Origin of the sequence: Chitinophaga sp. Ak27 (assembly GCF_012726295.1) — a bacterium.
Taxonomy (GTDB): Bacteria; Bacteroidota; Bacteroidia; order Chitinophagales; family Chitinophagaceae; genus Chitinophaga.
Window position 1 is genome coordinate 227,522 of sequence record NZ_JABAOB010000009.1, and the last position, 25,661, is coordinate 253,182.

A 25,661-nucleotide genomic window follows, 5' to 3' on the forward strand; every position below is an offset into this window, starting at 1 on the left:
TTTAATTCATTTTTAGAACCCGGGATTGTATGAGATTAATAAGCTTGCTTCAGAAAAAATCGAAGTTGTTTTATATTCTTTTGTTATTGCTCGGCCTTATCAACAGCATATGGTCAATGGGACTGCTGTTGCTGATCAACAACAGGATTGCAGGCACGTCGCTGCCATTTGTACAGGGATACGACTGGCAGATATATGTTGTACTGATCCTGGTATCTTTTTTCACTGCCAGGGCTTTTCAATCCTATACCATCCGGCTCACCTATGAACTGGGAAATGATCTGGGACTATCCGTGTTTGAAAAACTGCGGTTTGCGGATTATGAAGAATATATTAAACTGGGAGAAGAAAAAGTACGTACGGCCACTGCCGATGTAACTACCCTGCAACGTTTTCCCAATGTTTTTATAGAAACGTTTAATGCCTTGGTAATGGTAACGATAGGACTGGGCTATTTGTTTTACACCAATTTCTTCGGCGCATTAGTGATCCTGGGCGTGCTTTCTACACTGGCAGTAGTGTACTACATCCGTAATCTGTCTATCAGCAGGGACCTGAATACGGTACGCGACCTGGCAAACGTTTACCAGCAAAATGTCAATGATTTCCTGCGGGGATTTAAAGATGTGAAAATGAGCATCACCCGGAGCGATAATATTTTTATCAGGTATATCTCCCAAAATCGCCACCGGGTAAAGGAACTGACCATAAAAACATTGATCAAGTTTATGGGAAATGAGCTCATGGGTAACTATCTATGGTACCTGCTGATCGGCATTATCATCTTCCTGTTGCCCGTTATCCTGCATATGACAAACGTAGTGAATAACCAATTTGTAGTAACGCTATTGTACCTCATGGGACCTGTAGGCATTGTAGTGGCACGCATTAGCGAATTTACCCAGATGCAGATCGCGGTAGACAGGCTGGAGCAATTTCATGACAAGATCAATGCATCCCAGGCCATCGCTATCGGGCATGGCGACCTGGCGGCCACCAGTGGTAAGTTCGAGAGTATACGTTTTAAAGACGTGACGTTTGAGTACTACGACGAAAGAAGGGCGGAAACTTTCCGGTTAAAACCGCTCACCCTGGATATTAAAAAAGGAGAAAGTATTTTCATCACCGGGGGAAATGGCAGTGGTAAAAGTACTTTCGTGAACCTGCTGACAGGATTGTACATGCCACATAGCGGCACCATCGCCTTCAACGGGCGGGTGATCAATGAAAGTACCTATCCGGGCTATCGCAACCGCATTGCGGCCATCTTTACTGACAGCATCCTTTTTAATGAAAACTACGATGGCCTTGACCTGGCGCCGGACAATGAACGGTTGATGTTCTGGCTCCGCAAGATGGAGCTGGAAAACATCGTCACATTTGATAACGAAAAGAAGTCAATTAAAGCAGATCTGTCGAAAGGGCAACAGAAACGGTTAGCCCTCATCTATATTATGCTGGAAGATAAAGATGTGATTGTACTGGATGAGTGGGCCGCTGAGCAGGACCCGGTATTCAGGGCCTATTTCTATAAAAAGATTGTTCCTGAGCTGAAGCAAATGGGTAAAACCGTTATCGTGGTAACACACGACGATACCTACTTTCATTGCGGGGAGCGATTGATAAAATTCGACTACGGCAATATTGTCAGCGATACGTCTATCAATGCAGCAAGCGATCTGCATTACGCTTTATAAGGAAACCTTGTCAAAAATGTATTTGAGATGTTACAAAAAATTAAGCTGATATGTATCCCATATGCAGGGGGAAACAGTTACTCTTTTCGCGACCTGAAACCCTTTTTAGACAGGCATATAGAGATGATTACCCTGGAGTTGCCCGGCCGCGGGAAACGGATAGCAGAGCCATTGTTGTCAGATATGCAGGTGATGGCAGATGATCTTTACGGCCAGCTGCTTCCGCATATAAAATCTCCGTATATCATCTACAGTCATTCTATGGGCGCGGTACTGGGTAACTTGCTGATACACCGGCTGAAGCAGGAATGGAAACTACTCCCGTTACATTTCTTTGTTACCGGTTGTGCGGCCCCCGTGTTCAATGACCAGCGCCGGCAGCTGCATCTTTTGCGGGATGTGCAGTTAATAGCCGAATTAAAACGGATGGGCGGAATGCCCGATGCCCTGCTGGCAGACCCGGACCTAATGGAGTTTTTTTTACCGGTAATCCGGGAAGATATGAAAGCACTGGAATGCTATCAGTACCAGCCGTTGGGAAGTTATAGCACAGGTATTACAGCCATCACCGGGGCAGCGGAAGAAATCACCGCCAGCCAGGTAGCCGGATGGGCCCGGGAAACAGAAAAGGAGCTTCGTATGCTCCGCTACCCGGGAAATCATTTCTTCATCCTCCATCAATTTCAAAAAATAGCGATGCTTATTCATGACCTGGCGTTAACCCCACAGCATAGCTGAAAACAACTCTGTTCCTAATGTACACCCTCATGAAAAATATAATGATGACACTCCGCTCCCAGATGTGCCTGGTAAAACAATGGATGCTGCTGGCTTTGCTGATCTTACCGGTAGCCGCGGGCGCGCAAACTGGTAAAGTAACCGGGCAGGTACGTGATGAAGCGCAACAACCGGTTGTTGCCGCTACGATATTACTCAAAAAGGCGACAGATTCTTCCCTGGTGAAAGTAGCCCTGTCGGATACTACCGGCGCCTGGCTACTGGAGGACATTCCTTTCAACCGCTATTTTATTACCATTACCTATATGGGATATAAAGAATGGAATGGCCCCGTTTTTAATATAGACCAATCTCAGATGGCCCTCGAAAACGCGATTCTGCAAACTGGCGCCAATAACCTGAAAGGAGTGACTGTAGCCGCTAAAAAGCCTTTTATAGAGCAACAGCTGGACCGTACCGTTGTAAATGTGGAATCATCTATTATGGCCGCAGGGGGCAGCGCCATGGAAGTTATGGAGAAACTGCCCGGGGTGTTGGTAGATAAAAACGGTAACATCTCCATAAAAGGTAAACAGGGGGTAAAGGTAATGATAGATGACAGACCGGCCTATCTTTCCGGTGGTGAGCTGACCGCCTTCCTCCGTAATATGCCTGCTTCACAGCTGGACCAGATTGAGATTATGTCTAACCCGCCGGCAAAATATGATGCCGCGGGCAATGGGGTCATTAATATCAAAAGAAGGAAGCTGAAAACCGGCGGTTTCAACGGGAATATCACCCTCACCGCCTTACAGGGAAGGTACCCGGGTACTACACAAAGCCTCAATTTTAATTATAGCAACAAGCATATTAATTTTTATGGCAATGCCGGTTATAGTTACCGGAAGAGTTTTGAAGATTATTATATTGTACGTAACTTCCGGAATGCGGATCAAAAGGAAATAACCAGTATTTATGACCAGCATACTTACACCAAAACGACCGCACAAAGTGTTACAGCAAAATTGGGATTAGACTATTATGTTAACGCTAAAACCACGGTAGGCATCGCAGCGGGCGGTTTTCACAATCCTTCAGACGCCAGTAGCACCAATAATACGCTATTGAAAACCGGTGAAGGAGTGGCTACCACCAGGGTAGATGCACCAGCTACTACCAAAGGTAAATGGGACAATATGGAAGCAAATGTTAGCCTGAAACATGTATTTGGTACTGCGCATGAACTGCTGGTAAATGCTGATTATTTGTCGTACAACAGTACCAGCAAACAGCATTTTGATAATCATTATTATAAACCCGACAGCAGCGAGGCAGCACCCAACAAGCTATTCCTGGCAGACCTGCCGGCAAAAATAAATATCTACAGCCTGAAAGCAGATTATACCCATCCGTTTTCTGAGGATACCCGCCTGGAAGCAGGGGCGAAAACCTCCTTTGTCAATACCGATAACAATGCACAGTACTACGACGGCGTAAATGGTAGCTGGATAAAGAATGATACCCTGAGTAACCATTTTCTCTATAAAGAAAATATTAATGCCGCCTACCTGAATCTCCGTCATAAGCGCAATCAGTGGGAGTTTCAGGCTGGACTGCGCGCAGAACAAACCTGGCTGAAAGGAGAACAGAAAAATAACGGACAAACATTTTCACGCAGTTACCTGCAATTTTTTCCCACCGCTTTCCTGGCCTATGATGTAGATAAGCAAAGTAAAGTGACGTTTTCGTACGGCCGCAGGATAGAGAGGCCGGATTACCGTAGCATGAACCCGTTCCGTTTTTACCTGGACCAGTACACCTACGATGAAGGGAATCCATACCTGAATCCGCAGTACAGCCATAATTTTGAATTGAGCTACAGCATTTGGGAAGGTGCACTAACGACCACGTTGCTGTACAATAAAACCACCGATATCATCCAGGAAGTAATATTGCAGGATGCCGCAAAGAATGAAACCTATCAGCGCCCGGAAAACCTGAATACCCGCAAGGTATTAGGAGCTAATATCAATGCCCAGATCCCGTTAAACGATAATATGACCACCATTATCTACATGGACTATAACCATTATGATTATTCCGGTACCATCAATAACGGACCTTTCCAGCTAAAGGCAGGCGTTTTTACAGCCCAGCTGATGCAGCAGGTGAAGCTGAAAGATGGCTGGGGCTTCCAGTTTATGGGCACGTGGTCTTCCCGGAGCATCGACGGCACCTTCCTGCAACAGCCAATAGGTACGCTGCACGCAGGTATACAGAAGGATGTTCTTGGCAAACAGGGTACTATCCGCCTGAGTGCCTCCGATATATTCGCCTGGAGCCGGTACAACGCCACCAGCCGCTACCAGAATATTGACATTCATATCCGTGGACAATGGCAGTCACAGGTATTGAAGCTGACTTTTACTTATCGCTTCAATAAAAATGATAAGAAAGATGCCACGGATAAAAGGGAAAGTGGCGCAGCCGAAGAGCAGAAAAGGGTAAAGACAGAAAAGCAATAAAACAATTTTGAAAACCCTAATATTTTTATCATGACCCAAGCATTGAAACGTTTAGTGACGGTTGTAGTGATATTGCTGAGTACCATTTCTTTTTTAAAAGCACAAACCGCCAAAACCACCGCGGGTAAGGAAGATGTGGTACTGATGTTGAACGGGGAGGAAAAGCATGGCAAGATCACTGAAATGCATGCCAATACGATTAAATTTATTCATACCGGGGAAACGCTGGTGTATGAACTGAAGAAAGCGGACATCAATAAAATTACCTTTGCAAGTGGAAGGGTAGAAGTGATCAGCGCGCCATCTGCTAACGCAGACAAGGAGCCAATTGATAATGGCCGCCCTATTGAGCCCGGACTGGTGGCTATTCTGCCGTTTAAATATATCGCGATGAATGAACCCTTGCAGCAGGTGGTAGAGAAAGGGGAGAAGTTGCAGAATGATACTTACCTCTACCTGAGCAAGCGAAACGGATCTTATAAATTCCAGGACCCTGCCACCACCAACGCATTGCTGTATAGAAAAGGCATTGATGGCAATACCATTAAGGGATATACCTACGATGAGCTTTGTAAGATATTGGGAGCGGAATTTGTATTGCAGGGCACTTTGTCCCGTAGCGTAAAGGAGAGTGTGAACTCGTCCAGCAGCAGTACCACTAAGTATGAGGACAATAAAAAGCAACACGATAATTCCAACAACACTACCGTTGAAAACCAGTATGAGAATGAAGTGACCCTGGGGATTTTTAATAAACAAAATGAGAAAATATTTGCCAACAGGCGTACTGCTTTTTTAAATAATGAAGGATCGTACCACGATGCCCTGTTTTATATGTTGAAGAGAAGTCCCGTGTATAATAAATAAACGGCTGGTTGTGTGGGAGAATTTTGCTTAACTTTCCCGCGATCCAATGTACCATTCATGACAAGTGAGGAAATGATCGCCATTAAAGCGAATTTAAAACAGGCAGGGCTGCACATCATATCAGATCGTATTGCCGTTACTAAAGCGGCAATGGATAGCGCACAGGAGGCCGCCAACAACGAAGGTAAAAGCTCAGCCGGCGATAAATATGAAACTGGGAGGGCCATGGGGCATCTCGAAAAAGACATGTATGCCAGGCAGCTGGCAGAAACCATGAAAGAACTGGCCAGGTTACAGGAAGTAAAAGCCGACGTTATTTACACCACCGTTCAAACCGGCGCTTTTGTACAATGTGAAGAACAATCTTTTTTTATCGCAGCGGGACTAGGCAAGCAGCTGATCGATGGCCGCCCCATTTTTTTTATATCTCCCTATACTCCCCTGGCGAAATTGTTACTACACAAGAAAGCGGGAGATAATTTTCCGTTCAATAAAGTGGATATGGTGATCCTTGATGTATTCTGAGAATTATCCGATCTTAGCAAGATGCTTAGAGAATTTCAGATTGTTCCCGCTCAGCAGGCGTTGAATCAGCACCAGGTACAGATAAAGGTCCTTGAAAGTGAAGAAGCTTTCATGGATATGATCGGCACGGATGGCTATTTTTATGTACATAAGGGCGACCTTCACCTGGAGGGCGACTTGATACTCGATACCGATAAACTGGATAAAATGCCCGATGGCCGGCCCCTACAGGGGTTTGTGGTAATCGGTCATCTCACCGTCGATGGCGGCATACTCAATGAAGAAGGCGACTATGGCCCTTTCTTATATGTGGCCGGCAACCTCACCTGCCGCAATCTACTGATCGGTGGGGCGCCTGTTCGCGTGGAAGGAAATGTCAATGTGGCCGAGGTGATCATGTTGCACTATAACCATGGCTGGATGCGATGCGATGGTATATTTACCGCACCCATCATGGTCGTGGAAGATTATTACCTGATGCCCTTCCGTAAGGAGATCAGCCAGTTTTATTATAATGACCGTGATCCGGAAAGCCCCGAAATTAATCAATGCGGGGAATCTGACGACGGATCTCCGGTTATTTCGGAAAACTTACGGATGTTGCTCAGCAACCCTATGACCACCGACTTTGAAGAAATCCGCCGCGACCTGGCTGCCGGGGAGAGTGTAATACAACCACAGGAAAGGCCCCTCGAATATTGGCGTAACAAAGTTCGCCGTAACTGGCGCGATCTGAAACGCGTGCCCATGGAAATGCGTACAAACAACCTTTGCCAGGAAGCTATGGCCTATTATATCGGGGCGTTGCAATATTTCCCACCGGGAGCTATTACCCCCGAACTGGCTACTGCCGCAGCTGCACGCGATGGAAAAGCGTTACGTTACCTGCCACCCGAACTGATCACACGGGAACTCTGCTATATTGCCGCCGAACACGGGGCTATCCTGAAATATGATATACCAGAACGGCTATACGAACATGCACTGTTATGTACCGTCATCAAAAAGAATGACTGGCAGATGGAACATGTCCCCGTTGTTTTTATTACAGAAGACATGCTGGTGCTATATGTCAAGAGCGGTCGCGGTGCATGGCTGGACAGGTACTGTCAACAATCAGGCGTATCCAAACAGAAAGTACTGGAGCGGGTAATAGCCGATGATATTAAATACCTGGAGAATATTTTCAATTGGCACCTGTCGCCCGCTACGTATGCCTATGCGCGGCAGCGTTACGACAAGCCCGAATATGCGGAAATGTGGGAGGCGCTTCAACAGCGGTTTGCACGGAAAATAGGGCGGTTAAGTACACCGCCGTTGTAGTGCGGCGAAATACAGCGATGGAAAGTTGAAAAAACTGTTTCCCTTACAACCCTTCTTCCAACACCAGCTTCGCTACCCGCAATGCCGCAGGGAAATCTTTCACCACATAGCGCTTCCCGATCCTGAAAAGCAACCGGCTTTTCTGGAATGACTCCCTTACGTCAGGTTGCAGTCCTGATACAATAAGCCGGATATGCGCCCTGTCGCAGGTACGCAGTACGTCTTTGATCGTATGCAGGCCGGTGGCATCAATCACCGGTACATTGCGCATACGCACAATAAGCACACTGGGCTTTTTCTCGATCAGTTGCATGGAGTCCTTGAATTTGTAAGCGGCGCCAAAGAATAGGGGGCCGTTGAGTTCAAATACTTCCACGCCCTTTGGGATATTGAATTTGTTGACCGCCAGCGGATCATCTGTTTTGTCGTTTTCCTTTAAAAGGATATTTACGTCGCTGATCTGGATCATCCGGCGCATGAAGAGGAATGTGGCCAGCACCATACCTACTTCGATGGCGATAGTGAGATCAAACAATACGGTCAGGAAAAACGTAGTCAGTAATACAGCGGCATCGCTCCGGGAGCCGCGGGCAATGTCGAAGAAAGTTTCATATTCACTCATATTGTAAGCTACTATCACCAGTATCCCGGAGAGGCAGCTCATCGGGATAAAGGTGGCCCATTGGCCTACGAGCAGCAGGATGACCAGCAGCGTAATGGCGTGGACGATACCGGCAACCGGCGTGCGACCGCCATTCTTTACATTGGTGGCCGTGCGGGCAATGGCGCCTGTTGCAGGGATGCCACCAAAGAGGGCAGACGCAATATTGGCTCCTCCCTGGGCTACCAGTTCCATATTGCTTTTGTGATGACCGCCTATCATGCCATCTGCCACTACTGCGGATAACAGTGATTCTATCCCTCCCAGCAACGCAATGGTGATGGCAGGTTGAATGGCATCCCTGATCGTATGCATATTTAGGGGAGGAAGGATGGGCAGGGGTAGTGAGGACGGGATATGTCCAAACCGGCTGCCAATAGTTTCAACAGGTAAATGTAATAGTTGTACGGTGAAGGTAGTTAAAATGATCGCCACCAATGACCCGGGTACTGCCCGGGTAATACGTGGGAAAGATATGGATACCAGGATGGTAACCAGGGCGATACCCGCGGCATACCAGTTAATGGTTGATATATGCTGGAAATATGATTCCCATTTACCAATAAAATCGGCAGGTACGGCGCCCATTTGCAGGCCCAGAAAATCTTTTATCTGTGAGGAAAAGATAATAACGGCGATCCCGGTTGTAAACCCGACTATGAGCGGATGAGGAATATATTTGATCACGCTTCCCAAGCGGGCAAAACCCATCAGCATCAGTAATATACCGGCAATAAAGGTAGCGATGATCAACCCGTTTACTCCATTGGTCTGCACAATCCCATATACAATAACGATGAAGGCGCCGGTAGGTCCGCCTATTTGCACGCGGCTGCCGCCAAAGGCAGAAATAATAAAGCCGGCTATGATGGCGGTGTAAATCCCCTTTTCCGGGGAAACACCGGAAGCTATGGCAAAGGCGATGGCCAGTGGCAGGGCCACGATACCTACTATCACGCCGGCCAGCAGATCCTTCACCAATTGTGCCCAGGTATATCCTCTTAGTGTTTGAAATAGTTTTGGTGTAAACATGACGCTTTAATGGTTGTTACTGACCGTGGATATGCATTTGACTATTTTCGGGGAAATACAGGGATAAGGGGTGTGGGCGGGAAATAGTTGTAATATTCATACTGCAAAGGTACCTTTGTTGTAAGTTCGTTACATTGCAATTTCTCAATTCAAAAATTGATAAAAATCAATTTTTCTATACAGGTATATTTATGAGTTTAGAGGGTCTTTTCCCTATTGATAAATGGAACTTTAAATCACAGTCCATATTACATGATCTTCCGGCCGAAGAACACGAACAACTATTTGCCCATGCAACGGAGCAACGGATCCATAAAAACGAAGTACTGTTCAGAGAGGGGACTTTCCCCAAAGATATTTTCTTTATCAAACAGGGTAAAGTGAAAAAGTACCGGACAGACAGAGAAGGAAAAGAACAGATTATTTATATCGCGAACAACGGGGAGTTAATCGGCTATCACGCGGTATTGGCAGAAGAACGATATCCTGACGCCGCCGCCGCCCTGGAGGATAGCACTGTTGTATTCATACCCAAAGAGGACTTCCTCCTCACCCTGGAGCATTCAACCACCCTGTCGCAAAGGCTGCTTAAAACATTAAGCCATGAATTTACGGTGCTGACCACCAGCATTTCGGTGTTTGCGCAGAAATCCGTGAGAGAGCGGCTGGCCATTGCCTTAATTGTACTGCGTGAAAAATTCAAGGAAGGGGCTGCTGTCGGAAACACGGTAGAGATAGGCATTTCGCGGAGCGATTTGGCGGGTATAGTAGGTACCGGGATCGAAAATGTGGTCCGGGCTTTAACAGAATTTAAGAAACTCGGTATATTGGATACGCAGGGAAGAAAAATATTTATCTATGATGTAAAAAAACTAATCGATCTTTCTGGTTATACGCCAGCTTCGTCCTGATAGTCTACTTCCTCAGAATTTTCTCCAGTGCCTTTCCCTTAGCTAATTCATCTACCAGCTTATCTAAATAACGCACCTGTTGCATGAGTTTATCTTCGATATCTTCTACGCGATAACCACAAATGACACCGGTGATTTTTGAAGCATTCGGATTCAGCTGCGGCGCCTGGGCAAAGAAAGTTTCCAAATCACTTTTGTCGTCAATTTTTTGTTGTAATGTCTGCTGGTTATAGCCTGTCAGCCAATATATAATTTCATCTACTTCTGCTTTGGTACGACCTTTTCTTTTAGCTTTTTGTATGTATAACGGGTATACACTGGCAAAGATCATTTTGTAAACTCGTTCGTTATTATTCATGATAATTTTTTACAGATAATAGGTTAAAATAAATGGCATGAAAGCCCGGCACCGCGGCTTTGGTGCAAAAATAGGCAATTTTGTTTCGAAGAAGAAGGGTGCAGTTATCACAGGAATTTGATATCTTAAATTAAAAGAACTAAAATGCTTCCAGATTTAAGATCCTTAACTGTACTTGTTATTGTTTTGTCTAGCTCTGCGGCTGGTCTGGCGCAGGGAAAAAACAAATACGCCACGTTGTTTTATAACGGGAAGGACTATAGCCAATTAATTATTGACCGCATTCCTGATTATGGTATTGCCGGTAGAGATGGATGTGTCATTCAGAGAGAGATAAAACTAACCTTGAAGAATATAGATGGGGAAAAAGCGGCCGGTATGGTACAGGATGTAGAAACCAAAGAGCTGCTTCGGGGGGCCCGGATTAAGCTGAAGAGAAAGGACGGGAGTGATGAAGTCATTGATGCCGACGCCCAGGGCCGGTTTGAGGTGGGTACTTCTTCTCCGCTAAAGGAACTCCAGGTATATTATGTCGGTTATCGTACCTTAAAAGTCAAAGGTTCTAGGGGGCAATTGTTTTAGCAGCTATATTTATCGGGAGAAAATCAACAAAGATTGCCCGTTGATGAACCATTTTCTGTGAAATTCTTTTTTTTGTGTATGTTACACCCATATCGTACTATCAACACCCACTAAAATACCGGATACCCTTTTAAAAATAACCCAATAAAAATTTTGCCATGAATGAGAAAATGCAACCCACTGCGCCACAACAGGCATTCAACGACGCCCAGTGTGCTGTAACGAATACCCCTATAGGTGATATTCCATATGCGACAACGCCAACTTCAGAAAATTTGAGCGACGCCGAAAATGCGATTGCGAACCTGACATTCCCTCTTATCTGGGAACTTCCGCCTTACAGGACTTCATTAGGCACCATATTTTTGGAAGTATTTGCGGTTACTAACGACGGTGGCCGTAACTGGAAAATAATAAATGGATTGACAGGTAATAGCAGTATCGCAGATATTGAGATGTCGGGAAACCTGGCAACAGCATCCACTAGTGAGCGGCGGCAACATGTGTTGCAAATGGTGCAGTCTGCATTAACCGAGAGTCTGCAAACAGGGAAACAGGTGGCTGTTAATGGGCCATGCAAATAGTCATCGTGATGTATACAGATTGCAAGGGGGACATTTAATGTCCCCCTTACTTATATCATTAGTTATTCAACTGTAATGACGCAGGCCCAAATTCTTCGAAGTGAATCGACCCGCTATCCACCCCGTTTTCTACCAGGAAACCGTAGTGCTTGGCGATAAATGGCGCAGGGCCGCAGATATAGTAATCTGCATCGGTTTGTAATACTTCTTCTTTAATTTCAGCAAGATCTACCCAGCCGGTATGTTGTGCAGGTGCTCCCGGCTGATCATAGAATATATGACTACTCAGCTGGGAGTAAGTACCAGCTAATTCGTTCAGCTGGTCTTTGAATGCGTGTACCGCTTCATTGCGGCAACCATGTATCCAGGTGACCGGTGTGCCGGCCTGGGTATCGGCAAGTGCTTCCAGCATGGCCATCAGTGGAGTTTGACCTACGCCGCCACTGATGAATACCTTGGGCCGGGAAGTGTTTTCATTCAACGTAAAAGTACCCGCAGGCGCTGATAATTCTACAATATCTCCCTCCTGGACGCGATCGTGCAGGCGGTTAGAGATCAGCCCATCCGGGTGGACAGCGCCAGCTTCCCTTTTCACGGAAATGCGATAGTATTTGCCATTAGGCGCGCAGGAAATGCTGTATTGACGGGGCTGCAGGAGGTTCAACTCCGGCAGGAACAACCGGAGGCTGATATATTGCCCTGGCAGGAAATCGGCCACCGCGCCGCCATCGGCGGGGTGTAGATAGAAGGAGGTGATTTCGGACGATTCTTTTACTTTCTGTTGTACGATGAAAGGTTTCCAGCCGGTCCACCCCCCATTTTTACGTACCTGTTTCGCATAAAGACCTTGTTCATGACCTGTCATGATAGCGGCCAGTTGCTGGTAGGCTGCTGCCCAGGCATCCATCAGCTCCGGCGTAGCCGCCTCTCCCAGTACTTCCGAGATAGAAGCCAGCAGGTGATTGCCAACAATAGCGTAATGTTCCGGGCGGATATCCAGGCTGGTATGTTTATGCCCGATGCTATCTACCACCGGCATCAGTACAGCGGGATTTTCAATGTGCTCGGCATAGGCCAGTACAGCCATTGCCAGGGCAGTCTGTTGTTTCCCGTTTTGCTGGTTGCCCATGTTGAACACATGCTTCAACTCCGGGTTGTACGTAAACATGCGGTTATAAAAATGAGTGGTCAATAATACGCCATGCTCCCTGAGCACTGGCACTGTAGCGGTAACGAGCTGTTTCTGTTCAGTTGTCATCTTATATCTCTCTTTAATTAATAAAAGACTTTTTTATCCTTTATTATTATAAAAAAAACTATTTGTTCAGCGTAAACTTTCCCTTGATCAGGCCCAGGTTGAACTTCCCGATAGTGGTCGTGTGCAACATATGCGTGAGCTGGTTTCTCACTTTCTTAAACTCTTCATGCAGCGGGCAGGGATTGCTCTCGGAACAATAGGTGAGCCCCAGTCCGCATCCGGTAAATATATCATCGCCGTCAACTGCCGTCACTACATCCGCCAGCGGCCGGTTTAAGGAAGCGGCATCAAAGTAAAAGCCGCCGTTAGGACCTTTGGTAGACAGGATCACCCCATCCCGGCTGAGCTGCTGAAGAATTTTAGCCAGGAAAGGCTCAGGGGAGTTAATGTGTCCGGCAATTTCTTTAATACCCACCTTGTAGCCTTCATGGGACCGCTGCGCTACGTAGAAAACCGCGCGCATGGCATATTCGCATGTTTTTGAAAAGATGGCCATATAACTGCCTGAAGATTTAATGACGGCACAAAGATAAGCCGGGAATGATAAAAGACAAAAATATCTTTTATTGAAGTTGGGATAAATTCCGAATGGCAATAAGAAGGGCGTTCCGGATTAACGGAACGCCCTATACCAGGTGCTTTCGCAGCGCTATGGTTTATTCTTTATTTCCAATATTGATTTTGCACCATGGCAGGATTGGCATTTAATTCCGCCTGTGGAATAGGGAAGTAGTCGTTTTTTGCAGGCACAAAAAACTGGCGCCCTACTTTGTCGCTGTTGGTGAACTCCTGCTGGAGCAGTCCCCATCTTTTAAGATCGTAGAACCGCTGGCCTTCACGGGCAAATTCAAGCATCCGCTGGTGCCGTATTTCAGCCATCATCGCATCTTTGGAAAGGCCGTTGGCCAATGGACCAAGCTTAGCTCTGGTACGTACGGCCTGTAACCAGGGATAAGCTTCGGTGGTTTTACCTTGCATCACCAGGGCTTCCGCCAGCAACAGTTCAATATCCGCATACCTTAATGCCCGCTCATTATTGCTGGAAGCATAGTCGGCGGCGCCGCTGCTGCCAGATAGTTCATTAGCCTGCAGGTAATTCTGGTACTTTTTGAACATCGACTTATACCCAAACTGCAAGGTGAATGCACTGAACGGCTTCCGGTAGAAAACCGCACCGGGATAATCCCAGATCAGCGTGGCATACATGCGGGGATCCAGTTCGAGGGCGACAGTTTTTTCTTTCTGGAATTCATTGAAAAGTTTATCCGTAGGACTTACCTCAAACCAGCCGGCAACTTCCGATGGCGCAAATTCCTGCGCGGTAGTTACACCCAGGGCCTCGTTGGCATTTTCACCGGCCCATGGGTTAGTACCGCCCACATCGGCCAATTGTATTTCGAATACAGACTCGCTATTATTCTTCTTGGCCGCTGTGAAGTTATCGCTGTAGTCGGTAGTGAGACTATAGTTGAACGGGGCGGTGGTTAGCTGTTTGAGTGTTGATGCTGCGTTGGCCCAGCTCTTCATATACACATATGCTTTACCCAGGAAACCCAGCGCAGACCCTTTGGTGGCCCTGCCTGTTTCCGATGGGTCGCGTGTAGGCGGAAGGTCGGCAGCCGCTTCAGTGAAGTCTTTTACAACTTGCGCCCAAACGTCAGCTTCCGGAGATTTGGCAACGAAATAGTCTTCTTTCTTGGCAGGAACACTGGTACGTATCGGTACATCTCCAAAGTTGGTAACCAGGATAAAATAATTCAGCCCACGGATAAATTTAGCCTCAGCGATATAAGCTTTCTTTTTTTGATCAGTGAGCCCCGCTTTATCAATGTTTTCCATAATCTGGTTAGCACGGAAAATAGCCCGGTAGGAGATGTTAAACACATTGGTGGCTGCGGAGTTATCCGGTGTATTCGTAAACGTAGATAACTGGTACAGGTAACTTACATCGTTACGAATAAAGAAATCATCACCACGGCCATTGGATAATTCCACGCCACGTACGCCCCAATATCCGCCGTCTACGTTTTTGAATAACCCGTAGGTCGCTGCCATAGCGCTTTTAACATCATCTTCATTTTTCCAGAAAGTCTCCGTCGTAATCTGGTTCGGGTTAGTGAGTTGCAACGTATCGCGGGAACAACTGGCAAACGCCAGGGTAGCTGCGACCGAAATCAATATCTTTTTCATACGTTTCATCATTTTTTAAAATTACAGTGTCAGTTGTAAACCGATAGAAAGCACCCGCGCGAGGGGATAGGCCACATGGCCGAAATCAACGCCGCGGTCAAGGATGCTGCCCGTCCTTCCGATATCCGGGTTAGACCCGCTGTATTTTGTAATGGTAAAGAGGTTGTCGGCACTCAGGTAAGCTCTCAAACTGGTAATTCTCATCCGTTGTACCAGGCTTTCAGGAATGGTATACCCCAGCTGCAGTGTTTTCATCCTGAAATAGGAACCGTCTTCCAGGAAACGGGAGGATGTCTGGTCATTGAAATTCGGATCGTTGATCACCGCTCTTGGAATGGTGGTATGCGTGTTCTGTGGTGTCCAGGCATTGAGAGTAGCGCGGCTGTAGTTGAACTCCAGGTTCATCCCTTCCAGGTCCTGGCGCAACCCGTTATAGATCTTATTCCCGTGTGTTCCCTGCATGAAAATGTTGAGATCAAAATTATAAGCCTTCAGGTTAACGCCTACACCGTATTCAAAATTGGGGAAGGGGCTGCCGCAGTTAACACGGTCAGAATTGCTGATGATACCATCGCCATTGGCATCCAGGAATTTAATATCGCCTGGCGCCGCATTGGGCTGTATTAACTTACCATCTTTATCTTTATAGGCATCTATCTCGGCCTGTGATTGGAAAATACCCAATGACTTAATGAGATAGAAGGCGGCAATTTCGCCACCGGCCTGTGTGAGGGTGGTGGAGGCCCCATGGTGGGTTGGTTGTCCACCGAAAATCTGCTGTGAGCCAGTGCCCAGTGCGATCACTTTATTTTTCACGGCAGAAAAAGTACCTGTTACACTATAGGTCAGCACTCCCACTGTATTGGTATGATTTAATCCCAGTTCAAACCCTTTATTCTGGATGGTACCGGCATTGATGACAGGATTGGTGGAAGAGCCGGTAGAACCCGGAATCGGCACATTCAACAATACGTCGGTCGTGTTTTTCCGGAAGTAGTCGGCGCTCACATTCAACTTACCATTCAGAAAACTGACGTCTGCTCCGATGTTCATCGTCTCTGTATTTTCCCACTTAATATTGGGAGAGGCAAAGGCGGTTTGAATAGCGCCAAACCATTTTTGTTGATCGGCCCCGGTAACGTAGTTGATATTGGAGGAAATCGCCGCACTGTATTGGTAGTCGCCGATTTCCTGGTTGCCAAGTATACCATAGCTACCCCGCAACTTCAAGGCAGATATAATCCGGGGAGGTACAGACCAGAACTTTTCATTGGAGATATTCCAACCAGCTGCAATGGAAGGGAAGTTACCATATCTGTTGCCCGCTCCAAACCGGGAGGAACCATCACGGCGGAAACTGGCAGTGAGCAGGTAGCGGTTATCATAAGAATAGATAACGCGACCCAGCACCGACAACAGGGTGCTCACGGTGCTGTTACCGGCTACGTTGGCCGTACCGGAAGCGGCGTCCAGTTCTTTTAAGCCATCAGGAAGATTTGTTTTGCTGGCCAGCCAGTAGTTGTACTGTGTTTTCTGGTAAGAATAACCTGCCAGTGCCTGTATGCTGTGCTTGCCGAAATCTTTGGTGAAATTGAGCGTGTTCTCAGCTAATACGAGGAGATTGCGGTCTTTCGACTGGCTTAGATCATTTGTTGGATGCGAGAAAAGAGATCCTACATTGTATCGCCTTGCATAGTCGTCTGTGTTACCGAAGGAACTGGTATAACCGAGATTGAATTTATATTTCAGAGAAGGGAGAATAGATACTTCTGCAAACGCATTGGCAAGGATAGATGTCACTTCATAGCTGATATCTTCCAGGTGCAACTGTGCAACGGGATTGGCTACATTCACCACCGGGCCGGTAGCGCCGGAATATCCGCCAACAGCTGTACTATCGTAAATCTGGAATACCGGGATCATTTTAGCGGCGGAGCCTACTGCGTTTCCTCCTTGTCCGCCCCAGCCCCCCGGCATACGTATCCATTTCTCGCGGGAAAGCAACACGGTTTCGCCCACTTTCAGAATGCCTTTGGTGGTTTCCGATTTTACCCGGGCGCCGTATCGGCTGTATCCTGTTACATCTACAATGCCATCCTGTTTGTTATAGTTGCCCGATACGCTGAAGCGCGACGTTTCACTGCCGCCGCTCATGGTGAGCTGGTACTGCTGAATCATCGCCGTCCTGTAGATGGCGTCCTGCCAGTTGGTGCCGGCGCCCAGTTGGGATGGATTAGCGGCGATCGCCAGCCGGGGCAGGTTGGCCGCATCGTGCGCTGCATTGCTGACAGTGGCCCATTCCGACGCATTTAACACGTCCCAGGGATGATCAATTTTTTGCCGGCCGAAGTTAGTGCTGAACTGGATGACCGCCTTGCCCGGCTTGCCGGTTTTGGTGGTCACCAATACTACGCCGTTGGCTGCACGCGATCCGTAGATAGCTGCCGCGGACGCATCTTTCAATACATCCATCGATTCGATATCGCCCGGGGCAATGTTATTGATACCAGCTACCGGTACGCCGTCTACCAGGTAGAGAGGCGTAGCGTTGCCTAATGTACCCACGCCCCGTATCAGGATGCGGGTACCGGCTCCAGGATCACCACCGGCCGATTCTACGGTTACTCCCGGCAGTTTACCCTGCAAGGCCCTGCCTACATTGCTGACGCCTTCCGTTTTAAGGTCGGCTGCTTTCAGGGAGGCGATAGATCCCGTGAGATCTTTTTTCTTAACGGTACCATAACCGATAACCACTACCTCGTTGAGGCCGGCAGTGCTGCGCTTGAGCCGGATGTTCAGGGCGCTTTCGGCGCCCACAGTAACTTCCGTGGACTCAAATTCCATAGAAGATACCAGCAGCTTATCGCCGTCTTTTACCATGAGTGAAAACTGTCCTTTGTCGTCCGTTACCGTGCCCCGCGTGGTGCCTTTGACCTGGATAGACGCCATAACAACGGGTTGGTTAGTCGCTTCTTCGATTACCTTACCGGTTACTTTCTTCTGTGCATAGGCCGCAAAGCCGGATAAGATAAGAATAACAAGGAACGCATGCCTGCACCAGGCAGGTGGTGAAATACTCACCCCAGTGTAATTTTTCATACGGGAATTTTTAAAATGTCTGACTTTAGTTGATGACTTTATTAAGTGTCTAATATACATTTAAAAATTAATAATCAGATGGATAATTAAATTTTTTAGATGGACTATATTATGATTTTTGGAAAGGGAAGATCAGTGGTTTAATGGATCTATGAACGCAAGGAAGCCGCCTCAGTCAAGCTAGGCGGCTTCCTTGTGTTTATTTCAGCGCCGGTTTAGAAATCTACTTTTATCGTATCTATGCCCCAATTGGGGTTTACTTTTACCTGTACGCCGCCACTGGCAGGAATACTATCGAACAGGTAGCCTGAAAGAAGCGTGGTTTGATTATTTTTCAGGATAACGCTATTAATACCTCTTGCACCTATCATAGTATTGGCAGCATCTTTTACAGTAATGGTAATATCGGCGCTTATTGGCCCGGAAGGATTCATCATATAAGTAGTGACCGTAAGTCCTTCACGGCCCACCAACGAATCGGGTACGGGATAATCATAGGGACCATAAGTAAAATGCTGACTCATCATATTGGTACCCGAGTATAAATCAAGTAGCGAGCTTAATGCGTAGGGATCTTCCACTATATAAGGCCATATGGAAACTGTCTTCGCATTAAAAGGTACCCTGCCTTTGAATTGGTAAACTAATTTTGAAACGACTCTGTCAAGTACCATATTGGCATCTACACTGTTGTTTACACTGATAATAGCTCTTTTGTAGAAGACATCACTGCCCTGTTGCGTGAGCGCTACACCAGGAAAATCTATGGTAGTACGATAGGCACCGGTGGTGTCTTTAATACCGGTTACTGTTACTACATACCTGCCTACCGGCAGTGAGTCTCTGAACTCCCCAAAGGTAGTATCACCGGCGATGCTGGCTTGCTCACTTACAACTGCCTTTGTATTGGCATCGAATACTACATAAATAAGCTTCTGTGCATTCTGAAGTACACTGGTGTCGGCACTTCGGGCATTGCCAACAATGACCTGGGAAAAGCCGGTTACTTTAAAATTAACTGCAAATTTTTGTGTACTTCCCCCTGCACCTGGGCTTGGGTTGGATGACGGTTTCTGACATGCAAACACGGCTAACAGTATTGCCAGTAACGGCAAATAGTGCTTTTTCATAAAGATGTAGTTTAAACAATAAAGAAATAGGTGCTTGTCAACTATGGCCGGTCGGGTTTTCTTTTGCTGGGCTAAAATTCTACTTTTATCGTATCGCTCCCCCAATTGGGATTTACTTTTACCTGTACGCCACCGCCGGCGGGAATGCTATCAAACAGGTAGCCCGACAGGAGGGTAGTTTGATTGGTTTTCAGCATCACTTTGTAGATGTCCGCCCCGCCGAGATGCGGGTTTCTTACAGGCAAATACAGCTAACAGTACTGCCAATAACGACAAATAGCGCTTTTTCATAAAGAGTGGTTTAAGCTATAAAGAAATATGGTTATTATGAGCTACTGCTTATCGGGTTTTCTTTTTTTGAGAGAGTGTGACTATAGTTGTACGTAAATATATTCTTTATTTTTATTGGCTATATCATATTTATATATGAAAAGTAACGGACTGGTATCCACAGTGATAAATGACCGCTAATGACTAGCCCGTGCTTCCCATAAGCAGGTTCATGTTCCCCAAGCCACTGAAGACTTTTCTGTGGTGGCTTTTTTACTTCTCTCTGCCATTATCGGTCTGCCCGCATTTGTTTTATCTGAATTATATTTGTATATATGTATAAGTATTACATTTATAGGATATTTTGTAGTGCTGTAGTAGCCTTGTAGTTGCTTTTTTTCTGAGAAGTAGTCATTTTGTAGCAGGCCAGAAGTGGGTATTCATCTGTTCTTTCATCAAATTTGCAACAGGTTATGCTGATCTTGTTGTGTTATATTATTGCTAACAAAGAGGATGAATAGAACGGTAGCTCGGTGATTAGTGATTATTTTGCAGCTACCCGGAAAAGAAAAACCGGCTGTTACCCCGGCAGAGTATCGGAAACCGCTTTTAAAATGCTCACCATATGGGATTACCATTTATTGAAGTCATTGAATCGTTAACACCTGATCCGAATGCACTGATGTGGAAGTTTGCAGACGCAGACAAAGAAATTAAGAATGGCGCAATGTTAACCGTCAGGGAAAGTCAGCATGCGCTCTTGTTAAATGAAGGGCAGCTGGCAGATGTATTCCCCGCCGGAAGGCATGTGCTCAGCACAGAAAATATCCCTGTACTTACCCGGCTCCGGGGCTGGAAGTATGGTTTTGAAAGTCCCTTTAAGGCAGACATCTACTTCTTTAATACCCACCAGTTTGTGAACCTGAAGTGGGGTACCCCTGCGCCGGTATTAATGACCGACGCGGTTTTCGGACAGGTGCGCATCCGCGCATTTGGTACCTACAACGTACGCATTACAGACGTAGGACGTTTTTTCAAAGAATATGCCGGCACCTGGCCACGGCTGGGCATCACGGAATTGGAGTTGCAGCTCCGGGATTTTATTGCGCCTAAATTTGGCGAAGTCTTGTCACTGGCAAAGATCCCAGTAGTAGAAGCTGCGGCCAATGTGCCGGCATTGAATGAAAAAATACAGCCATTGATTCAGCCTTATTTCACTGACTTTGGCCTGGAAGTAACGCGTTTTACCATCACCAGTATAACCTTGCCGGAAGAAGTGCTCAAGCAATACGATAAGGTAACCGGCATGAACATGGTAACGGATATGAATAAGTTCAGCCAATACAGCATTGCCAACGCCATGGACCACGAGCGTTCCGATGTAGGCGACGGCGCCAGGCAGGCAGTGGTATTGGGCATGATGAGTAATATGATGAACCAGGGACAGGCGCAAAACAAACCTGCACCTGCAGAAGATATTACAGAAAGACTTAGAAAACTAAAGACGCTTTTTGAGGCACAGTTGATCACGGAAGCCGAGTATACGGCAAAGAAAGAAGAACTGTTGAAATTACTCTAACCAATGTAAACAGTATGGCAGAAGAGAAAGATAATAAACTTTCATCTTACCTGGAACGGCTCAAACAACAGGCCGCTACCCAGCAGCATTACGGTGGGGATATTACCCCGGAAGAGGCGAAGATGGACATGCGCGATTGTCCCGCATGCGGCGCCGGACGCGCCTTTGAAAAGGGCTTAACCTCCTGCGCTTATTGTGGCTTTGTATTCATGGATATAAAACTGACCGACGGGGTTAACATCAAAAAGGAAAATAATTCATAAAATATGTTCGGCTTTTTTAATAAGAAATATGATAACCCCGCGCTCCTCGAAGAAATGAAGACAAGACAGGAACGTTGGTTCGCGTTCCTCGATAAACTGGAAGCCCGGATGCAGGAGCTCACAACTGCTGCTATCCCCGGGCTTCGGGAGATCTTCGATCAGGACGCAGATCCGTATAAACGCGCGCATAGCAACATGCTGCAAGGATTGCTCGGGCAAATCAATCATATGCGCCAAAAAGCCAACGATATCAAGGACGAACAGATTATAGACTTTGTATATCAGGCGGAGGCAATGGTGCCGGCTGTCACCTCCACGGTGGGCCGCGACTATCACAATCGTATTATGAACTTCAGGATGGCTTGCCTTAACCGGCATTATATTTTTGATGAAAAACTGAACAAATGCATTCAGCGCCTGCAACTAGCGGCTGGGGAACGCGATCTGGAAAGGGCCTACCAGGAACAATTGCGGGCATTTGAAAGCATCCGTGATAAATTCAGCTGCCGGCAGTGTGGCGGCAATATCACCATCGAAAAAATGTTTTTCATCGATACTTATGTTACCTGTCCGTTTTGTCATTCGCAGAATACATTCAGCCCCTCTACCGGAGCACGCATGATACTGCACGATGCCCGCGCCCTGGCAGAACAACGCACAGCCCATCTGCGCCGGGCATACGAGAAGAGTGATCCCCGGGAGCCCGAGCTGGAAAAAGTATACCTACGGGCCATGATCGATGAGTGGAATAAGATCATACCAGATATGGCAGAAGAGAATGAAAAATTTTACCAGCGTTTATTGAGAGAACAATATTTTCATCATTTTAAATAAACACATGTATGTCTGATAATCCATTATTAGAACCCATTCACGGTATTACATTAGAAGATTACAGCGCTGCCTGCGCAAAAATGGGCAGCGGTTTAAGTGAAGCCGATATAGCAAAAGCATTGGGGGTAGAAGTACCCGTTTGGCAAGAAGCCAACCTGCTATGGCCCGAGCGTATGAAACAAGATGAAACCTTTCATATCGTGACGCTGTTTGGTCAGTACTTTGGCCAGGCAGACCAGCATCCTAAGTTCAGCAATTTAAAAGCAGCGGTTTCTGCGGAAGGCGGTGCTAATACGGATCGTATAAAATCAGATAAGCGTTTCTACGAAGAGTTGGAAGTAGCCAGGCAGGTAGCGTACGAGTATGGCCTCGATGGCGCCCAATGGATCGCTGATAAATATGGCATCACCTTGGGCGATTTCCAGATCGCGGCATCCAACTGGAATGCACAGATTCACCAGGATATAGCGGCCGACTTTGACGGCTACAATGAAAGACAGGCAGCCTACAGGGCAAAATATCAGCAACTGTTTGCTGATGCCCAGGGCGGCAATGTAGCTGACGATATCGAGTTTTAAACAACAAGGATATTGATAGGAGAAATGCCCTGTAAACAAGCCGTTTACAGGGCATTTTTATGATGGTCAGGATATGGAGATATGCCTTATAAGTGCAGGTCCCTGGCGCCTTTCACCTCAGTGGAGATTTCTCCCATCATGGTGCCCCCGCTGCAGTTCTGCCCGGTATATACTTTCACAAAATCAATGGCATTCAATGTCACCGGCGTACCGCTCGCATTCACCGCCCAGGCAATGTCAAACGTATTATAGCCCAACGTCGGATATTCGCTGGAATAGCTGTCGGAATACCCCCACGCAAAGGCGAGGTTAGTAACGATGCTACCGGTTTGTAACGTATTCACCAGTTTGGTGCCGGTAAATGTGATGGAGTCCTGGCTAGGCGCCATAGCCGGGTAGTAGTTGTTAGCGGTATGATAGCTGTTGGCGACTACATAACCACTAGCTCCCTGGTTATCTTTCCACAATACACTGGTGCCCGCCGCATGCGGGTTGTAATAGGTAATACGGTAATTTTTAATGGTGCTGGCAGCGGAATACTGGCTGCCGGCTAATTCATACCAGGCATCATCCGGTAAACCGTTACCATTGGTATCCTGGCTTACCATCACTACGCCCGGCTCCGACCATTGATAGGTAGGGCCCAGGGGATTGCCATAAATACCCAGGTCGTTGCCGGTACCATTCACTACCGAATGATCAAATCCAAATACAATATACCCGCCAAAGCCGCCCAGCGACACCATGTTGGCGGTGCTGCCCACCAGGCCCTGTGCGGCCGCTGTAGTACCCAACGAGGTTTCGTTGATAAATTGTCCGGCCGCCGGCATATAGGTAAATACCCGGCTGATCAGCGGACTGCTGGTCAGCAACGCCGGCCGGATGGTAACAGTGCTGACAATAGCAGCAGACCGGGTAGAAATAGGCTGCAGATTATCTGTCAGCGCTTCTTTTTGACAAGCAGCCAGCATCAGCAGGCTGCCAAGACCCAGGGAGGTCAAATAGGATTTTCGCATAGTACTTATAATTGGAAGTGTAAAAAAACTACTGATAAAATACAGGAAGGGTAGGGAAGTAGTAGCCGGGATAACGAAGGCTTTGTTTTAAAGCACCACTGGCTGTATCGTAAAATAACCACCTGTTGTCGTTGCTGCTGCCCCATTCGTCGGTCAATGTAAGCACTACTAACTCTTTCATCCGCTCATTCAACCGTATCGCCGAACCATAAAAATATTGGCCGTCAGGAATCGTAATGAAAGGCGTTGCAAAAGCGCTGCTATTACCGGGCGTATATTTATAAATGCGGGTACCGCTGTATTCCAGCGTGCCGCCAATGCCAGGACCCTCTTTACGCTCAGCGATGTATACGTCGTTGCCGGCTGTACTGGCTACGAGGCCACCGGAATGCCAGGCCCATAAGGCCCAGGGGTTGGTGACTTTAAAGGGTACATGCGTTTCCGTTATAGCCAGGCTGGCCGGATCGATGCGCATCAGCACTGAGTCGCCCGCTGCCCACACCGCGCCGTCTTTTGTACGGGCAAATCCCATCGTGGCTTTGGGAAATTTCTTAACGATGCTATAATCGGCGGTCCGCAATACAACAATCCCATCATCTGCTGTCAGCACAAAAACGTAATCGCCCGCAACAATCATATCGCCTGCATTGGAATTGATGCCATCTATTTTTGCGCCTATCGCAGGACCAGTAAGATTGAGCCTGTAAACGCCATCTACTGTGCTTAATAGCCCCCGCGCAGGATCGATTCCAAGGAAGGCATGCCCTTCGTCCTGCGGGAGATGATCTATCCGGCCGGTTTCCTTCATGGTATAGGCATCTGCTACCACTAAGGGGCCGCCTACCTTTGCCGTCATATATACCTTGCCGTTATAAATGGTGGCAAATTGCAAGGTAGCAGTGGCTGACCCAAAATCCTTATCCGGATTTTCTGTTTTAAAAACATTATACACCACTTTATTGCTGTCATAGCTGTAGTAGAATAAGTCGCCGGTAGTTGTGCCATACTGGCCTTCCTGTACCACCAGGAAACCATTTTCATATTTGCCCCATACCTTCACCTGGTAAATCGCAGAATCAGCGGTGGCGCTGTTGGTGGCAGTAAACACGATGTGGTAGTCGCCACGGGTAACGGCATTAAAAGTAAATACGGAATCATTTCCCACTACCTGTCCATTCACTTTCCAGCTGAAGGTAGCGCCCATCGGGCGGGATATTACAGGGCGGTAGGTAACGGAAGCGCCTAAACGCAAAGTATCTGAACCGCCGCTGTGGTCAACACCGGGAGAAGGAACGGTGTTATCATTTTTTTTACAGGAGGTGGCCAGCATAAAAAAGGCCGATACGAAAAGAATACTTCCTGGTAATCGCATGTTTGATATATTTAGGTGGATGATAATGCAGTAATAATGGTATGCCGCAAATGCCCGGTGTTAAAAGGGCGCAGCCTATGCGGGACATACGGGGAAACAGGGTTCCTTTTTTTATCGGGCATTACCTACAGTTATTAAACACCCGTCTGCGGGGAAGTCATTACATGATCTTCCACGACAACACGGCAATCAGAAACTACAGCACACGCAGAACACACATCATCAGATGTGATTCATTGCCAGCAATTTTGTTACAAAAAATGTCGAAAATATAAGTACGCTCTTCACCC

The 25,661-nt window shown here is 47.0% G+C and carries 23 protein-coding genes; 13 read left to right on the top strand and 10 right to left on the bottom strand.

All coding sequences use genetic code 11. From position 1 onward, the window contains the following. The first annotated feature begins 29 nt into the window (after positions 1 to 29). Genes HGH90_RS26130 through HGH90_RS26155 form a run of 6 tightly spaced genes read left to right on the top strand, consistent with a single transcriptional unit; the run spans position 30 to position 7,654 of the window. On the top strand, positions 30 to 1,697 hold the full coding sequence (locus tag HGH90_RS26130) for a cyclic peptide export ABC transporter (RefSeq protein ID WP_168762697.1): 1,668 nt from the start codon (positions 30 to 32) through the stop codon (positions 1,695 to 1,697). Positions 1,698 to 1,724: 27 nt separating this feature from the next. Continuing rightward, complete coding sequence (locus tag HGH90_RS26135) at positions 1,725 to 2,435, top strand: thioesterase II family protein (protein WP_168762698.1); 711 nt, start codon at positions 1,725 to 1,727, stop codon at positions 2,433 to 2,435. 29 nt (positions 2,436 to 2,464) lie between these two features. Continuing rightward, positions 2,465 to 4,939 (top strand): outer membrane beta-barrel family protein, encoded by a 2,475-nt coding sequence (locus HGH90_RS26140; RefSeq protein ID WP_169192232.1) that lies wholly within the window; start codon positions 2,465 to 2,467, stop codon positions 4,937 to 4,939. 30 nt (positions 4,940 to 4,969) lie between these two features. Beyond that, on the top strand, positions 4,970 to 5,806 hold the full coding sequence (locus tag HGH90_RS26145) for a hypothetical protein (RefSeq protein ID WP_168762700.1): 837 nt from the start codon (positions 4,970 to 4,972) through the stop codon (positions 5,804 to 5,806). 57 nt (positions 5,807 to 5,863) lie between these two features. After that, the gene (locus HGH90_RS26150) at positions 5,864 to 6,331 is read left to right on the top strand and encodes a hypothetical protein (protein WP_168762701.1); all 468 of its coding nucleotides are present in this window, start codon (positions 5,864 to 5,866) and stop codon (positions 6,329 to 6,331) included. A gap of 21 nt (positions 6,332 to 6,352) precedes the next feature. Next, the gene (locus tag HGH90_RS26155) at positions 6,353 to 7,654 is read left to right on the top strand and encodes a polymer-forming cytoskeletal protein (RefSeq protein ID WP_169192233.1); all 1,302 of its coding nucleotides are present in this window, start codon (positions 6,353 to 6,355) and stop codon (positions 7,652 to 7,654) included. A 43-nt stretch (positions 7,655 to 7,697) separates the two neighbouring features. Here HGH90_RS26155 and HGH90_RS26160 read toward each other — a convergent pair whose 3' ends face one another. Then, positions 7,698 to 9,347, bottom strand: a complete 1,650-nt coding sequence (locus HGH90_RS26160; protein ID WP_168762703.1) for a SulP family inorganic anion transporter — start codon at positions 9,345 to 9,347, stop codon at positions 7,698 to 7,700. 191 nt (positions 9,348 to 9,538) lie between these two features. On the opposite strand from HGH90_RS26160, the gene HGH90_RS26165 reads away from it, so the two are divergent. Continuing rightward, positions 9,539 to 10,258 (top strand): Crp/Fnr family transcriptional regulator, encoded by a 720-nt coding sequence (locus HGH90_RS26165; protein ID WP_168762704.1) that lies wholly within the window; start codon positions 9,539 to 9,541, stop codon positions 10,256 to 10,258. A gap of 4 nt (positions 10,259 to 10,262) precedes the next feature. Here HGH90_RS26165 and HGH90_RS26170 read toward each other — a convergent pair whose 3' ends face one another. Then, positions 10,263 to 10,616 carry a DUF2200 domain-containing protein gene (locus HGH90_RS26170; protein WP_169192234.1) on the bottom strand — a complete coding sequence of 118 codons (354 nt, stop codon included), beginning with the start codon at positions 10,614 to 10,616 and terminating at the stop codon, positions 10,263 to 10,265. Positions 10,617 to 10,760: 144 nt separating this feature from the next. On the opposite strand from HGH90_RS26170, the gene HGH90_RS26175 reads away from it, so the two are divergent. Then, complete coding sequence (locus tag HGH90_RS26175) at positions 10,761 to 11,198, top strand: hypothetical protein (RefSeq protein ID WP_169192235.1); 438 nt, start codon at positions 10,761 to 10,763, stop codon at positions 11,196 to 11,198. A 158-nt stretch (positions 11,199 to 11,356) separates the two neighbouring features. Continuing rightward, a complete protein-coding gene (locus HGH90_RS26180) occupies positions 11,357 to 11,782 on the top strand; it encodes a hypothetical protein (RefSeq protein WP_168762707.1) in 426 nt (141 codons plus the stop codon). Positions 11,783 to 11,840: 58 nt separating this feature from the next. On the opposite strand, the gene hmpA is transcribed toward HGH90_RS26180, so the two are convergent. The 6 genes from hmpA to HGH90_RS26210 form a co-directional block, all read right to left on the bottom strand. Then, the gene (hmpA, locus tag HGH90_RS26185; RefSeq protein WP_168762708.1) at positions 11,841 to 13,040 is read right to left on the bottom strand and encodes an NO-inducible flavohemoprotein; all 1,200 of its coding nucleotides are present in this window, start codon (positions 13,038 to 13,040) and stop codon (positions 11,841 to 11,843) included. 58 nt (positions 13,041 to 13,098) lie between these two features. Continuing rightward, positions 13,099 to 13,536: an RrF2 family transcriptional regulator gene (locus HGH90_RS26190; protein ID WP_168762709.1), complete on the bottom strand. Its 438-nt coding sequence runs from the start codon at positions 13,534 to 13,536 to the stop codon at positions 13,099 to 13,101. A 167-nt stretch (positions 13,537 to 13,703) separates the two neighbouring features. After that, positions 13,704 to 15,230, bottom strand: coding sequence for a RagB/SusD family nutrient uptake outer membrane protein (locus tag HGH90_RS26195; RefSeq protein WP_169192236.1), 1,527 nt, complete (start codon positions 15,228 to 15,230; stop codon positions 13,704 to 13,706). Positions 15,231 to 15,251: 21 nt separating this feature from the next. Beyond that, positions 15,252 to 18,329, bottom strand: coding sequence for a SusC/RagA family TonB-linked outer membrane protein (locus HGH90_RS26200; protein ID WP_169192237.1), 3,078 nt, complete (start codon positions 18,327 to 18,329; stop codon positions 15,252 to 15,254). A gap of 215 nt (positions 18,330 to 18,544) precedes the next feature. Further along, positions 18,545 to 19,459: a hypothetical protein gene (locus HGH90_RS26205; protein WP_168762712.1), complete on the bottom strand. Its 915-nt coding sequence runs from the start codon at positions 19,457 to 19,459 to the stop codon at positions 18,545 to 18,547. A gap of 71 nt (positions 19,460 to 19,530) precedes the next feature. Next, positions 19,531 to 19,704, bottom strand: a complete 174-nt coding sequence (locus tag HGH90_RS26210) for a hypothetical protein (protein WP_169192238.1) — start codon at positions 19,702 to 19,704, stop codon at positions 19,531 to 19,533. Positions 19,705 to 20,354: 650 nt separating this feature from the next. Here HGH90_RS26210 and HGH90_RS26215 point away from each other — a divergent pair. From HGH90_RS26215 to HGH90_RS26230, 4 genes are read left to right on the top strand one after another with little or no spacing between them, the layout of a single operon-like run. Then, positions 20,355 to 21,308, top strand: a complete 954-nt coding sequence (locus HGH90_RS26215) for an SPFH domain-containing protein (RefSeq protein ID WP_169192239.1) — start codon at positions 20,355 to 20,357, stop codon at positions 21,306 to 21,308. Between the two features lie 14 nt (positions 21,309 to 21,322). Continuing rightward, positions 21,323 to 21,571: a hypothetical protein gene (locus HGH90_RS26220; RefSeq protein ID WP_168762714.1), complete on the top strand. Its 249-nt coding sequence runs from the start codon at positions 21,323 to 21,325 to the stop codon at positions 21,569 to 21,571. A gap of 3 nt (positions 21,572 to 21,574) precedes the next feature. Then, the gene (locus tag HGH90_RS26225) at positions 21,575 to 22,405 is read left to right on the top strand and encodes a hypothetical protein (protein ID WP_168762715.1); all 831 of its coding nucleotides are present in this window, start codon (positions 21,575 to 21,577) and stop codon (positions 22,403 to 22,405) included. Positions 22,406 to 22,413: 8 nt separating this feature from the next. Further along, entirely contained in the window at positions 22,414 to 22,983 is a 570-nt protein-coding gene (locus tag HGH90_RS26230) for a DUF6620 family protein (RefSeq protein WP_168762716.1), read from the top strand. Between the two features lie 86 nt (positions 22,984 to 23,069). Here the strand turns inward: HGH90_RS26230 and HGH90_RS26235 are convergent, their stop codons facing one another. Beyond that, the gene (locus HGH90_RS26235) at positions 23,070 to 23,999 is read right to left on the bottom strand and encodes a PKD domain-containing protein (protein ID WP_168762717.1); all 930 of its coding nucleotides are present in this window, start codon (positions 23,997 to 23,999) and stop codon (positions 23,070 to 23,072) included. Between the two features lie 28 nt (positions 24,000 to 24,027). Then, positions 24,028 to 25,371, bottom strand: coding sequence for a DUF5074 domain-containing protein (locus HGH90_RS26240; RefSeq protein ID WP_169192240.1), 1,344 nt, complete (start codon positions 25,369 to 25,371; stop codon positions 24,028 to 24,030). Positions 25,372 to 25,661: the final 290 nt, after the last annotated feature.